This is a genomic window from Oceanobacillus jeddahensis (genome assembly GCF_000750635.1).
Lineage (GTDB): Bacteria > Bacillota > Bacilli > Bacillales > Amphibacillaceae > Oceanobacillus > Oceanobacillus jeddahense.
The window spans coordinates 483,697-496,286 of sequence record NZ_CCDM010000001.1; the positions used below are offsets into that span (position 1 = coordinate 483,697).

Sequence of the window (12,590 nt, forward strand, 5' to 3'; positions counted from 1 at the left end):
GTGTTGAAATATGAAAGCAATACAAGTTGAAAAACCTGGACAATTAAATATTGTAGAAATAAATAAACCAGTATTAGAAGACGCACATGACGTGTTAGTCAAAGTGAAAAATGTTGGTATATGTGGATCGGATGTCCATATTTATCATGGCAGCAATCCATTTACAGTATATCCACGAATTATTGGTCATGAAGTTTCTGGTGTTGTTGAAGAAGTTGGTGAAGCGGTAACTACATTAGAAATTGGCGATTTGGTAGCTTTAGAACCAATACTTTATTGTGGAGAATGCTATGCTTGTCGAAAAGGGCAGCCCAATGTTTGTGAATCGCTGGAGGTTTTTGGTGTTCATAGAGACGGAGGAATGAGTGAATGGCTTAAGACGCAGGAAAAGAATTGGCATAAGGTATCGAGCCGGATTTCAGAAGAGGCAGCAGCACTTATTGAGCCATTAACTATTGGTGCTCAAGCTACATTTAGAGGAGAGGTAAAGGAAGGGGAAACTGTATTTATTATCGGTGCAGGTCCAACTGGTATTGCCTGTCTTCTGTTAGCTAAAGAACGAGGTGCGAAAGTGTTCATCTCGGATTTTAACCAGACACGATTAGATTATGCAGCTTCCATTGGTGCGGACGTTATTATTCAACCGCAAGATGTTGATGTAGCAAAAGAAATTGATAGATTAACAGATGGAGAGCTGGCAAATGTTGTGATTGATGCTGTCGGTCTGCCACAAACTTTTCAACAGGCAGTAGAACTTGCTTCTATAGCTGGAACAGTTGTTACATTAGGATTTAATGAAGAGCCATCTTCTATTCCGTCGCTGTTATTGACTAAAAAAGAGTTGAAGGTAGTAGGATCAAGGCTGCAGACACACCAATTTGAGGGTGTTATTGAGAAAGTGAATGAAGGAAAATTAGACCCGGATAAGATTATTTCGCATCGTTATCCAATGAAGCAAATTAAAGATGCATTTGAATTATTAGAGAATAATCCTGGAGAAGTAAGAAAAATAGTGTTGACATTTTAGTTGTAGGAGTTGAAAGCAATGCGAATGACGTTTAGGTGGTACGGCGAGAATAACGACTCTGTTTCCCTTGCGCAGATTAAACAAATCCCTGGTGTAGAAGGACTTGTTTGGGCTTTGCATCACCGAGCAGCAGGAGAAGTTTGGCCGGAAGAAGAAATAATGGAAATAAAAAGGCAAGCGGATACTTACGGATTTCATTTAGATGTTGTAGAAAGTATAAATGTCCACGAGGATATTAAATTGGGGAGACAGACAAGAGATAAATATATTGAGAACTATAAAGCTAGTTTGAGGAATGTTGCTAAAGTTGGAGCAAAAGTAGTCTGCTTTAATTTTATGCCTGTATTTGATTGGACACGTACCGACTTATATAAAGAATTAGAAGATGGTTCCACTGCCTTGTTTTATGAAAAATCAAAAGTAGATAATATGCATCCTAATGATTTAATTGAACAAATAACAAATTCAGACTACACAATGCCTGGCTGGGAGCCGGAACGTTTAAAAACAATAAAAGAATCGTTGCAGGCATATGAAGATATAGATGAGGAGCAGTTATGGGGAAATTTAGAATACTTCCTGCAGGAGGTTCTTCCAGTTGCTGAAGAAGAAGACATTAAACTGGCTATCCACCCGGATGATCCGCCTTGGCCTGTATTTAATCTTCCTCGAATTATTACAAGTGAGCAGGCTATAGAAAGATATTTATCGATTTCAGATAACCCGTCGCATTGCTTGACACTATGCAGCGGATCATTAGGTGCGAATCCGGATAATGATATTCCGGGCATCATCCGAAGGTTCCATGATCGTATTGCTTTTGCACATATTCGCAATGTACGTATTTATGATAATGGTAATTTTATTGAAACGTCACACCGGACACAGGATGGATCGATTCCTATGGATGATATTGTGAAAGCTTATCATGAGACAGGCTTCCAAGGATATGCACGTCCCGATCACGGCAGGCACTTGTGGAATGAGGAGTGCCGTCCAGGATATGGACTGTATGACCGGGCTTTAGGGATTATGCATTTATGGGGATTATGGGATGCCTACGAGCTGGTGAAGAAAAAAGGGGAGAGTGAATAATCTTGTTACCGACATATGAAGGGTTAACCGGAAAAACAGCTGTTGTAACAGGCGGAAGCGGTGTTCTTTGTCAGGCAATGGCAAAGGAACTGGCACGTCAGGGGATGGGAGTCGCTATTTTGAACCGGAATGCAGCGAATGGTCAAAAGATAGCGGACGAAATTAAAGAGCAGGGCGGTACGGCTATTGCAGTCTCCTGTGATGTACTGAATGAAGAGAGTGTGAAGGAAGCATATGAAGTCGTAAAACAAGAATTAGGCGAGTGTGACCTACTTATTAATGGGGCTGGGGGCAATCATCCTGATGCGATCACAGATAAGGAAACATTTGAAGCAGGTGATATAGAAGACGCCACGCTGAAATCTTTTTTTGATTTACAATTGAACGGATTTGATTTTGTATTTCGTCTGAACCTTGTTGGCTCACTTATACCAACCCAGGTGTTTGCGAAAAATATGACGGAACGGGGCGGGAATGTGATTAATATCTCTTCCATGTCAGCTCCGGCACCGATGACCAAGGTTCCCGCTTATAGTGCTGCAAAAGCAGGGATTGATAATCTTACAAAGTGGTTATCTGTTCATTTTGCAGATGCTGGTATTCGTATTAATGCGATTGCACCAGGATTCTTTTTAACAGAACAGAACCGGGGACTTTTACTCAATGAGGATGGTTCTTTATCGACGCGTGCAGAGAAAATTATTAGCCATACACCGCAACGTCGTTTTGGAAAGCCAGAAGATTTATTAGGAACATTATTATGGCTGGCAGATGATAATACATCTGGCTTTGTAACTGGAATTACCGTACCTGTGGATGGTGGATTTATGGCTTACTCAGGTGTTTAGATTATTGTAAAGAACTTAAAAGCTTGTCATAAATAATTAAGCCAGCATATAAACCTTCTACGAAAAGAAACAACAGTTTTTTCGCAGAAGGTTTATTTTGATTCAATTAATAGGGTAGCAACCACTATCAAATAAATAAAGAGTGAAGGAGTTTTTGTGCGATCTTTTCGTTATCCTTAATAACAATGTTATAATTAATCCAACATAAAAAACGTGGTGGTTATTGTGTCAGGAATAAAGAAAGTGAAACGATTTAATCAGATAGAAATACATTCTTCTTTAATCGAGAAACTGGAGACAGTAAAAGCAAGGCTTCAATCGGATAAATACCATGAATTATTCATTGCCGAGAAGGATGGAAAAGCAATTGCATTGGTATTCAGCTGGCTGAATCCTTTTCATCCTTCCACGAAATATATTCAGTTCTTTGTCAGTAAGGAACTAGAAAAAAAGTATATATGGATAAGCTTTTTGATTCAATCTTAAAAAACACATCTTCTCAAGATAAATGGATATATTCCTGTTATTCCAATGAAAAAGTTAATATTGATTTTATTGAGGAAAAAGAATTTCAGCTATTTCGAAAGACGTTTGAAGAAATCTTTGAAGTAGAATGGATGCTTCAGCATTTAGATAGCAAACCTTTAGGTATTACAGTAGATACTTTAAAAAAAGTGATGTCAAATAAAGATAAGAAGCATCTGTTTTTAGCAAAAATGAAGGCAGATTATGAGCTGACACATATGAATAATCCAGTAGAGAAATTTACGCTAAAAGACTGGGAAGGTATATTAAAAAACGATTTTCCTGATGAACGCTTGAGTTCTGTTTTATTTATAAATGGGGAAGTAGCAGCGTATATCATGCTGCATCGAAGCAATAAAACCTCTCATTATGAAATTAGCTGGGTAGGTTTAGATGAAACGTATCAAGATATTCATCTATTAAAACAGCTATTATTTTATCAACTACGGGGTCTTCAAAAGAATGGGGTGCAGACGGTTGGAATAGAAGTCGATTCTACTAACCCTGTTGCGATGGATTTATTTGATTTTCTAGATTTAAACGACAAGAGATCATGGGATTCCTATATTCGAGTAAATGATAATAACTAAAATATCATGTATGAAATCCTGTATAAGCATGCTTATACAGGAATCTTATGCTAGCTCATCTATTAATGCTTGAACAGCTGGCATATCAGCAGGGGCCCAATGCAAAGAGGGGAGATTCTCTCTTTGTAACCAGAGAAGCTGAGCGTGTTCGCTTTTTTGTGGAACACCTTGGACTAATTTTGCTTTAATGACGATAAGCTGGATAATAAACGTATCGTATTCATGTACGTTCTCGTGAAAAACTTCCTGTGCTTGAATCCTGCAGGACATTTCTTCATATAATTCACGTTCTAATGCAATAAATAGATTTTCTCCTTCTTTCACTTTACCGCCAGGGAATTCCCACAAATTTGGAAGAGACATATGCTGAGACCGTAATGCGCATAAAATCTCATTATGCTCATTCTCAATAACCGCTGCAACAACTTGAACTGTTTTCTTCAACCCGAAACCCTCCTGCCCTTAATAAATACTCTCTCAAAATATAGGATAGCATGTTTATCAGTTTTCTGGAATCGTTATAGGGGAGCAAGCTAGTTTTGTTCTTCCTCGAAAAGAGAGTGGAAATATGCATAAACAGCATTTTCCTTATCTAAAACTTTATATAACTTTCCATTTTGTTCTGGAGGAACAATTCGGATGTATTCATTAGTGAGATATAAATATAGGCTATCTCCATCGGATAAACTCATTTCTGCTGTATATTCAGGGCTATCACTTGTTATTCGTCCACCATGGTAAATGCGCACATCATCAATAAGTATTCTGGTGATGTCGTTCGATTGATCTAGTACAATTTCTTCTTCATTTTCGGATTGTACAGGCTCATCATGATTCAAATGATTTGAATCAGACTGTGTAATGGTGATCGATTCAACATGTCTCCGTTCTCCGTTGACGGTTAATTCTTCAGCTAAGACAATTGGCAAATTTGTTGGCAGGGAGGTAAAGGATATTTTAAAGAAGTAAATAAGTATAAGTAAAACAATGATAATAAAAGCGAGGATACTGCCGCTAATGATGTGTTTTTTAGACATGGATTTCTCTCCTTATAAATATCGTTCCATGATTATCATGTAACAAAATGAATCATAACATACTATGAATAAGAAGTAGAAAGGATATGATAAAGAAAACTTGGCATTCGTTAAGGGAGACTTAAAAGCGTATTTTGCTTTCTTAAAGTGCAAAAAAGCCCAGGAATAAACCTGAGCTTTTTACGCTTTATTCGGAAATGGATGTTGCTGTTTCTTGAACCACTTTATCTAACGCTTGAATATTTTTAACACCTTCTGTCTGTAACCATTTCACAGCAGCTTCTCGGTCCACATTTTTGAATTCGGAGGTTGCACCGCTCCAAGTTGCTCTTCCACATAGAACGCCATTAAATGTAGATGCAGCATCTTTGGCAAAACGCAAAGTTTCTTGGAATAGTTCCGGTGTAACACCAGCGCTTAAGAAGATAAACGGTAAGTTTGTTGCTTCAGCCTGTTCTTTGAACACAGCTTTTGCTTCTGCTTGACTGTAAGCTGTTTTCCCTTCCGTATAGCCTTCTACAAAGTTCATATTGACAGGAACCTCTACTTTTAGCACATCCACATTAAATCTTGGTTCACTGTATCGTTTCATTGCTTCGATTACTTTTTTCGGTTTGATTTTGGCAAATTCTAACCCTTTTTCATTTCCGATCGAATCATCATAGGTGAGAATTTCTAAGAACAATGGAATATCTTCTGCGACACATTCACTGCCGACGCGCTCTACAAATGCTTCTTTAACATCATTAATTTCGCTGCTCTCGTCTACGTCTACATAGATTAACAATTTGATTGCATCAGCGCCCTCTGCTTTAAGGTTTTTCACAGAGCAATTTGGAATTAAATCTGGAAAGCGACCAGGTGCTTGTTTATCATAACCAGTTTGTTCATAAGCTAATATTAATCCACAGTTGTTATCTCTATTGTTCGCTGCTGCTAATCCATATTCTGGATCAAGCAGGATAGAGGAAGCATAAGGAGTAAGCTCTTCCGATACAAGTTGTTTGAAAGAGGAGATTTGCTCGTCGGAAATATCATCCCCCATCATTCTTCTTAGTGCACCGCGCTGATCAATAGCAAGTGCAGAAATAATTCCCTGGTCATTCATTAGTTTTTGTAAATTTTTCATTTTTCGACGCCTCCTAGTAATAATTCTTTTATCTCAGCTTCTGATTTAGAAGCTTTTAATTGGTCAATAAATTCTTGGTTCATCAGTTTTCTGGAAAGCGCAGATAAGATATCTAAATGCTCATTGCTGCTGCCATCTGGAACTAGAATACTGATCACAAAGTCCGTTGGTTTTCCGTCCATTGCAGGCCAATCAATGCCTTCTGCTAATTGAACAACCATTAATTTTGCTTGTTGAATGGCCTCACTCTTCACATGAGGGATAGCAATGCCATTTTCCATACCTGTTGAGCCTTCTGACTCTCTTTTTTGCAATCCATTAACTACTTTATCAGCATCTGTAGCAATATTTAATGCTGCAGCTTTTTCTGCAATAAACGCTAGAACGTCTTCTTTTGAGTGAAGTTTTTCTTGTAAATAAATTTGGTTTGTTTCTAAAATATTACCTTGTTCTTTTGGAGCAGCCTGTTCTTCTTGTACAGGTGCAGATGCTGTTTCAGCATTATTTTTCCGTTGATGTCTTTTTTGTTCTAATGCCATTAAGAATCCAGAAATAACAGCACCGATTACAATTGCCAGTACCCATAAGAATGCATGTGTGACAACAGGCAGGACGATAAATCCTCCGTGCGGCGCTGGTACTTCTACTTTAAACGTATACGTCAGCATGGCAGCGATAGAAGAACCCACCATGATAATCGGGATAATGGTAAAAGGCCGTTTTGCTGCAAAAGGAATGGCACCTTCTGTAATGTGTGTAGAACCTAATAGGAAGTTAACATAGCCGGCACTTGCTTCTGCCTGATTATAGCTGCGTCTCGCAAATAATACAGAGAACCCAGTTGCAAGTGGCGGGACGATACACGCAGCAGAAACACCTGCCATAAATAAGAAATTACCTTGTGCCAAGAGTGCTGTACCAGTTACATAAGCTGCTTTGTTGACAGGGCCGCCCATATCAAAAGCACTCATAATACCTACAATCAATCCTAATAGAAGCGGGTTAGAATCTTGGAAACTGCTTAGGAAGTTCATCATTCCTTGGTTAATTGCTTCCATTGGAACGGATAGATACCACATGGCAAATCCACCGATAAAGATACCGAGAACGGGAATTAAAAATATCGCTTTTAAACCATCAAGTGATTTTGGCAGGTTCTTTAATGCTTTCATGAGGAGTAAAACAAGACCTCCAGCTAAGAAACCACCAACAATTCCGCCTAAAAATCCTGTGCCGTTCGTATCGGCGATCATACCGACTATAAAACCAATGATAAGACCAGGTCGATTACCAATGGATTGTGCAATATAAGCACTTAATACTGGAACCATTAATCCCATAGCTAATCCACCGATCGTATTCATTTGTTCGGCAATGACATTATATTGGGATGAGTCAGGATCGGCTGAATAAATACCGAACATAAAGGAAACAGCAGTCATCACCCCGCCGGCAACAATTAAAGGAAGCATATGACTGACACCATTCATCAAATGTACATAAAGCTTATGCCAAATACTTGCAGATTCTTGTTGGCTATCATCATTTGACGGTGTTGCTTCTCCGGATCCTTTATAGACAGCAACATCTCCAGATATTGCTCTATCTATCAATTCATCAGGGTTTTTAATTCCCTTTGAAACGGAAACGTTAATTACTTTTTTACCATGAAATCGGTCAATGTCTACGTTTTTATCAGCAGCAATAATAATGACTTCTGCATCTTTAATTTCTTGATCTGTAAACTGGTTTTCTGTGCCTCTTTGTCCATGTGTTTCAACTTTTATGGAAACACCTTTTTCTTCGGCTGATTTCTCAAGTGCTTCTGCGGCCATAAATGTATGTGCAATACCTGTAGGACAGCCAGTAACGCCTAAAAAACGGTATTTCATGATCTTCACCCTTTCAATTATATGGTTAATGTTTGTACTTCTAAGTTTTTCATTAATTGATCAACATCTTCAAAATCCGTTAACCCAGAACGGAAAGCAGTGGAAGAGCCGGAAGCAACAGCTTTCTTTAGTGCCTCTTCAGGCGTATGAGTCTGTAAAGTACTGTAAAAAGTAGCTAATGTTGTATCCCCAGCACAAGCTGTATTCACTACTTCCCCTTTTGGTGCCGGGCAGTAGAATGCTGTTTCCTTATTGACAAGGTAAGCACCTTGACCTCCCATAGAGACTAAAATATGTTGACAACCTTTATCTATTAATTTATTGGCTGCATGAATAATTGCCTTTTCTGAGTCTAGGTTGTCCCCTGGGAATAAGTTTTGGAGTTCTTCTTCATTCGGCTTGATTAAATAAGGTTGATAGTGAACTAATTCACTTAAAATTGGATGACTGATATCTAAAATTAATCGAAACCCAATATCAGAAGCTTGCTTTGCGATAGAAACCAGAATCGATGGATCTACACCCTTTGGCAAGCTACCTGATACAAATAAAACATCATTTTTTGTAAAGCCAGCAATTTTATTTAATAATTCATCTATTTTTATATCTGTTATTTCCGGACCACTATTGACGATTTTGTACTCACCCTGATTTGATTTTACAAATGCATTAATTCTTGTAACACCATCTACTTCAGTGAAATCCGTTTCGATCCCCATTTGTTTTAGTTCATCCTGAATATAGTGCCCACTGAATCCGGCTATATAACCTAGAGCTGTCGAAGGGGTCCCAAGCTTATTTAAAATAATGGATATATTAACTCCTTTGCCATTCGGCTGGAATTCATCATATATGCTTCGGTTCACCTTATCCGGAAGAAAATCATCCATTTCGATGAACATATCAATTGCGGTATTTAACGTGCAGGTATAAATCATGGCATTCATCCTTTCTTACTTAAATTATGGCACAGTGCGGGATGAAAATGTTTGCATTATATGTGGTATAGTTAGAAAATAGATGAAAAAGATTTCACAAGGACGTTTAGAATGGGCGGGTGTTTAGCATGAATTTCCAACAGCGAATTCAACATTACTATAATGAATTAAGCAGTAGTGACAAGCATTTATTGAATTATATTGAATCACATGATGCGGCAATCGGGGATATTTCGATCACGCAGCTTAGCGAGGAAGCAAATGTTTCCACATCCACGATTGTCCGATGCATGAAAAAACTTCATTATCGTGGATTTACAGATTTTAAATTTCAATTTGTCTCTGAAAAGTCACAGCAATTTCCCGAAGCATTGGAGAAAATAAAAAATATTGATTCCAAAATTCAATCTGCTATTTTCAAGAATCAGGAAGAAGTGATAAATACATTGAATTATCTCGATTCCTCGCTGATTGAAGATGCTTTAGTCGGCGTAAAATATAGTAAAAAAATTACGATATTCGCCAGAGGTTTTTCGGAGCATATTTCCAATGAAATGGCAGTGAAGCTACAGCTGCTTGATAAGCATTGTGAAGAACATACAGATCCAAATATTATCCGGATCAAAGCGAAAAAATTTACAAGGGATGATTTAGTCATCTTTGTATCGTTAAACGGGGAAACGGAAGAATTGGTGGAAGCAGCACAATTTTGCAAGCAGAATAATGTAAAAACGATTCTGTTGACGACGAATAAGGAGAGCAGGCTGTTTCAGCTTTGTGATATTAATCTGTTGGGATATAAGTCGAAGCAGAGCTTTTTCCCGGATTATGAGGTGCGCTCCCGTCTGCCGCTGCAGGTGCTAGCCCGGATATTTCTGGATGCTTATGTGATTCGGTTTAAGTAGTTTTGGGTAGAGGCTGATGTTCAGTTGTAATAGTAATAATCCAGTATAAGTTGGATATTTTTAAACACTCGTGAATCAGATTAGTTGATGCTTTATATAAATAAAAATCGTGGGGGCAGATAAGAAATTTCTGCATGTTAATGATTAGAATCGGAATATATGACATAACACCTTCATAAAAATGTAGAAACACTCGTCATCTAGAGTGGGGCTACATTTTTTTGTTAAATGGAAACAAGTTTTGATATTTTATGTAGTATTTATTTGAATTTAGCGGCGGCCGCTTCAGGTGATAAGCTTTAAACGGATTTCTTTGGCTTATTTAAATGAAAAGACAAAAGGTATTTTTAACTTATTTGAACAAGCAAACGATATATTAGGCTGGCTTGTTATGTTAGTTATGCGATTTGCTCCATATGGTGCTTTTTGCGCTCATTGCATCGGCAATCGGTGGTGGACTGGATGCGGTTGGTTCCATGTTAAGTTATATGTTAACAGTTATTGCAGGGCTGCTTCTGCATGCGTTGCTTATTTACTCTCTGACTATCTGGTTCTTGGGACGCAGGAACCCAATTACATTTTATAAAGGTTTCTTCCCTGCGATGACAGTAGCATTTAGTACAGCCAGTTCCAATGCAACGCTACCTGTATCGATGAAAGCTGCACAAGAAAGCCTTGGTGTAAGGAAAGAGATCAACAGCTTCGTCCAGCCGCTGGGAGCAACGATTAATATGGATGGTACAGCTGGTGTGCCAAGAGTTGGATTGATTATGCTGGCTATGGTGCTGAACCAGGTTGATCTTCCTGTTGAGGGTATCGCATTAATTATCGGTATCGACCGAATTCTTGATATGCTGAGAACATCTCTTAATATTTCTGGTGATGCAGCATGTGCTTATATTTTATCTGAGCGGGAGAAGTGGATAGAGAACAAGCAAGTGAAGGGCTAGGGATATAGAATAAAACTTTCCCCATTAACTGTATCTTCTCAGGAGTTGTTTTAAGGAGAAATATAAAGGAAAAGCAGCGTACTCCCAGTAGAGAGTATGCTGCTTTTCCTTTATAAAATCGATGGCTTATTTTACATGAAAAAAGATAGTATAAACCTGCATATATAAAAAACAATGGGAAGGATCGCAATAAGGACGCCAACTCTCTTTATTTTAAATAAATAGTATAAAATTGCTCCCAAACCCCATACAGCAATGAGTAAAAAGAAATTCAGGCCAAAATAATCATTATCGCCCTCAGCAATGGCTCTTCCCATGAAAAAGAAAGATAAAATGGTGGTGATAAATCCTGTTATGATGAAATAAATCACAGACGATCGAGTATTATTTTCTCTAAATTTATTTTCAGAAGTAGACTTCACGAGAAATCCTCTCCTATCTAAGTAATTAATTAAAACTTTGTGCAGGAAGTTAAATGTTTCCCTATATTCATTGTATACCTTATAAATATGTTTTGTAAATTTATCACATTATAATTGGTTGGGACTGGGACTGCGGTTACTCGCCCAATCGTAAAGAGTTGTGCGTCGAAAACTCCCACTGAATGAAGTTTCGTTTTATGGATAGGTGCCGGGATTCAACGGCTTTTTTGTTTGATAATAGTGTATCAAGAGAATTGATTTCTAAACATTTTAAACAAAGATTTCTACAAAGAAGGTTTTGACAATCCGAGGTGACCTATGAAAAAGAAAACTCCTTTAATCGGTTATACTCTCATCTTTCTCGGGACAGCTTTTCTTGTAGCTGATGCAGATGCTCTATTTAATATGTATTACCTTCATTATGCCTCCATCATTGTTGGTATAGTCATTCTTTTGATTTATTATTTAACAACTAGAAGTGAAAAGAATTTACTTTGCAGAATCGGATTCCATAAATTTGAACATGTCGGCTGGGATGATGAGGTTACATTTCGTCTCATTTATCGTTGTCAACGATGCGGGTACGAGAAAAAAGTAATAAGAAGTTCTGGCGGAGGAGTGTAGTGTGTGAAAAGTAAATTACACTTTCAATCATATAATTGGAGTGTGATACTTATCAAAAAATATCTGTTTACATTCTCAAAATATTTGTGAGTTGCCATTCCAGGAGGGATTGTATTCTTATCCCTGATTAGATTGATTACCGGAGAATGGAAAGCAATTGCTGGTACCATTTCGATTACTTTAATCCTGATTCATCCGACGGGAATGAGTGATTGTTTTTAGAATAGATTCTCTTTTGTATTCGGTTTCGCATTATAAAACAAGTGGTATAAGTAAAATAAGAAAATATGGAGGGGTTCATTATCATAAAAGATAATTGGCAAGACTTTTATCAGTTGAAGCCAAGAAGTGAACGTAAATCTGTATTTAAAATTTTAGAAGCAATTGTTGGAATAGTTGCTGCATCTTTTATTATCTATACAGCAATAGTCGATAATCCACAGCCAATTGTACTTCCAATATTTCTCTTTCTTATTCCGGCTTTCTTTTTCATCTCATTTGTAGAGGCTTTAATCGATGGAAGGAAAAGAAATGCTGTGATAACAGGAATATCCGGCTTTATTACTCTAATTGGAGCCATATTTGTTGCAATAGCTCCTTTTCTATAA

At 37.7% G+C, this 12,590-nt stretch carries 14 protein-coding genes and 1 pseudogene; 9 read left to right on the forward strand and 6 right to left on the reverse strand.

The window, feature by feature from the left end:
- The first annotated feature begins 10 nt into the window (after window positions 1-10).
- The 5 genes from BN986_RS02195 (at window position 11) to BN986_RS02215 (ending at window position 4,085) form a co-directional block, all read left to right on the forward strand.
- The gene (locus BN986_RS02195) at window positions 11-1,027 is read left to right on the forward strand and encodes a zinc-binding alcohol dehydrogenase family protein (RefSeq protein WP_040978003.1); all 1,017 of its coding nucleotides are present in this window, start codon (window positions 11-13) and stop codon (window positions 1,025-1,027) included.
- Window positions 1,028-1,045: 18 nt separating this feature from the next.
- Window positions 1,046-2,122, forward strand: coding sequence for a mannonate dehydratase (gene uxuA, locus BN986_RS02200; RefSeq protein ID WP_040978004.1), 1,077 nt, complete (start codon window positions 1,046-1,048; stop codon window positions 2,120-2,122).
- A gap of 2 nt (window positions 2,123-2,124) precedes the next feature.
- Window positions 2,125-2,970 (forward strand): SDR family oxidoreductase, encoded by an 846-nt coding sequence (locus BN986_RS02205; protein WP_040978005.1) that lies wholly within the window; start codon window positions 2,125-2,127, stop codon window positions 2,968-2,970.
- 243 nt (window positions 2,971-3,213) lie between these two features.
- On the forward strand, window positions 3,214-3,456 hold the full coding sequence (locus BN986_RS02210) for a hypothetical protein (RefSeq protein WP_187378512.1): 243 nt from the start codon (window positions 3,214-3,216) through the stop codon (window positions 3,454-3,456).
- Complete coding sequence (locus tag BN986_RS02215) at window positions 3,429-4,085, forward strand: GNAT family N-acetyltransferase (RefSeq protein WP_040978007.1); 657 nt, start codon at window positions 3,429-3,431, stop codon at window positions 4,083-4,085. The genes BN986_RS02210 and BN986_RS02215 overlap by 28 nt, the downstream gene beginning before the upstream one ends.
- A gap of 45 nt (window positions 4,086-4,130) precedes the next feature.
- Here the strand turns inward: BN986_RS02215 and BN986_RS02220 are convergent, their stop codons facing one another.
- The 5 genes from BN986_RS02220 to pfkB all read right to left on the reverse strand — a co-directional run bounded on the left by BN986_RS02220 (window position 4,131) and on the right by pfkB (window position 9,081).
- Window positions 4,131-4,529 carry a (deoxy)nucleoside triphosphate pyrophosphohydrolase gene (locus BN986_RS02220; protein ID WP_040978008.1) on the reverse strand — a complete coding sequence of 133 codons (399 nt, stop codon included), beginning with the start codon at window positions 4,527-4,529 and terminating at the stop codon, window positions 4,131-4,133.
- A gap of 89 nt (window positions 4,530-4,618) precedes the next feature.
- Complete coding sequence (locus BN986_RS02225; RefSeq protein WP_040978009.1) at window positions 4,619-5,122, reverse strand: hypothetical protein; 504 nt, start codon at window positions 5,120-5,122, stop codon at window positions 4,619-4,621.
- Window positions 5,123-5,309: 187 nt separating this feature from the next.
- Entirely contained in the window at window positions 5,310-6,272 is a 963-nt protein-coding gene (gene lacD, locus BN986_RS02230; RefSeq protein WP_074435601.1) for a tagatose-bisphosphate aldolase, read from the reverse strand.
- Window positions 6,248-8,143, reverse strand: coding sequence for a fructose-specific PTS transporter subunit EIIC (locus BN986_RS02235; protein WP_244444926.1), 1,896 nt, complete (start codon window positions 8,141-8,143; stop codon window positions 6,248-6,250). The genes lacD and BN986_RS02235 overlap by 25 nt, the downstream gene beginning before the upstream one ends.
- Window positions 8,144-8,160: 17 nt before the next feature.
- Window positions 8,161-9,081: a 1-phosphofructokinase gene (gene pfkB / locus BN986_RS02240; protein WP_040978011.1), complete on the reverse strand. Its 921-nt coding sequence runs from the start codon at window positions 9,079-9,081 to the stop codon at window positions 8,161-8,163.
- A gap of 128 nt (window positions 9,082-9,209) precedes the next feature.
- Here pfkB and BN986_RS02245 point away from each other — a divergent pair, with 128 nt between their 5' ends.
- Both BN986_RS02245 and BN986_RS02250 read left to right on the forward strand, forming a co-directional pair.
- Window positions 9,210-9,986, forward strand: coding sequence for a MurR/RpiR family transcriptional regulator (locus BN986_RS02245; protein WP_052400586.1), 777 nt, complete (start codon window positions 9,210-9,212; stop codon window positions 9,984-9,986).
- Window positions 9,987-10,269: 283 nt separating this feature from the next.
- Window positions 10,270-10,936 (forward strand): annotated as a pseudogene (locus BN986_RS02250) (dicarboxylate/amino acid:cation symporter); the annotation flags it as partial.
- Window positions 10,937-11,067: 131 nt separating this feature from the next.
- Here BN986_RS02250 and BN986_RS02255 read toward each other — a convergent pair.
- Complete coding sequence (locus BN986_RS02255; RefSeq protein ID WP_040978012.1) at window positions 11,068-11,358, reverse strand: hypothetical protein; 291 nt, start codon at window positions 11,356-11,358, stop codon at window positions 11,068-11,070.
- A 318-nt stretch (window positions 11,359-11,676) separates the two neighbouring features.
- Between BN986_RS02255 and BN986_RS02260 the strand changes: the two genes are divergently transcribed.
- Window positions 11,677-11,982: a hypothetical protein gene (locus tag BN986_RS02260; RefSeq protein WP_040978013.1), complete on the forward strand. Its 306-nt coding sequence runs from the start codon at window positions 11,677-11,679 to the stop codon at window positions 11,980-11,982.
- Window positions 11,983-12,269: 287 nt separating this feature from the next.
- Window positions 12,270-12,590, forward strand: coding sequence for a hypothetical protein (locus tag BN986_RS02265; RefSeq protein WP_040978014.1), 321 nt, complete (start codon window positions 12,270-12,272; stop codon window positions 12,588-12,590).

Excerpts from the sequence above, each read along its gene's own strand:
- BN986_RS02245 (WP_052400586.1), top strand. The coding sequence starts at position 9,210 with ATGAATTTCCAACAGCGAATTCAACATTACTATAATGAATTAAGCAGT.
- uxuA (WP_040978004.1), top strand. The coding sequence starts at position 1,046 with ATGCGAATGACGTTTAGGTGGTACGGCGAGAATAACGACTCTGTTTCC.
- BN986_RS02215 (WP_040978007.1), top strand. The coding sequence starts at position 3,429 with ATGGATAAGCTTTTTGATTCAATCTTAAAAAACACATCTTCTCAAGAT.
- BN986_RS02260 (WP_040978013.1), top strand. The coding sequence starts at position 11,677 with ATGAAAAAGAAAACTCCTTTAATCGGTTATACTCTCATCTTTCTCGGG.
- BN986_RS02225 (WP_040978009.1), bottom strand. The coding sequence starts at position 5,122 with ATGTCTAAAAAACACATCATTAGCGGCAGTATCCTCGCTTTTATTATC.
- BN986_RS02195 (WP_040978003.1), top strand. The coding sequence starts at position 11 with ATGAAAGCAATACAAGTTGAAAAACCTGGACAATTAAATATTGTAGAA.
- pfkB (WP_040978011.1), bottom strand. The coding sequence starts at position 9,081 with ATGATTTATACCTGCACGTTAAATACCGCAATTGATATGTTCATCGAA.
- BN986_RS02265 (WP_040978014.1), top strand. The coding sequence starts at position 12,270 with ATGGAGGGGTTCATTATCATAAAAGATAATTGGCAAGACTTTTATCAG.
- BN986_RS02235 (WP_244444926.1), bottom strand. The coding sequence starts at position 8,143 with ATGAAATACCGTTTTTTAGGCGTTACTGGCTGTCCTACAGGTATTGCA.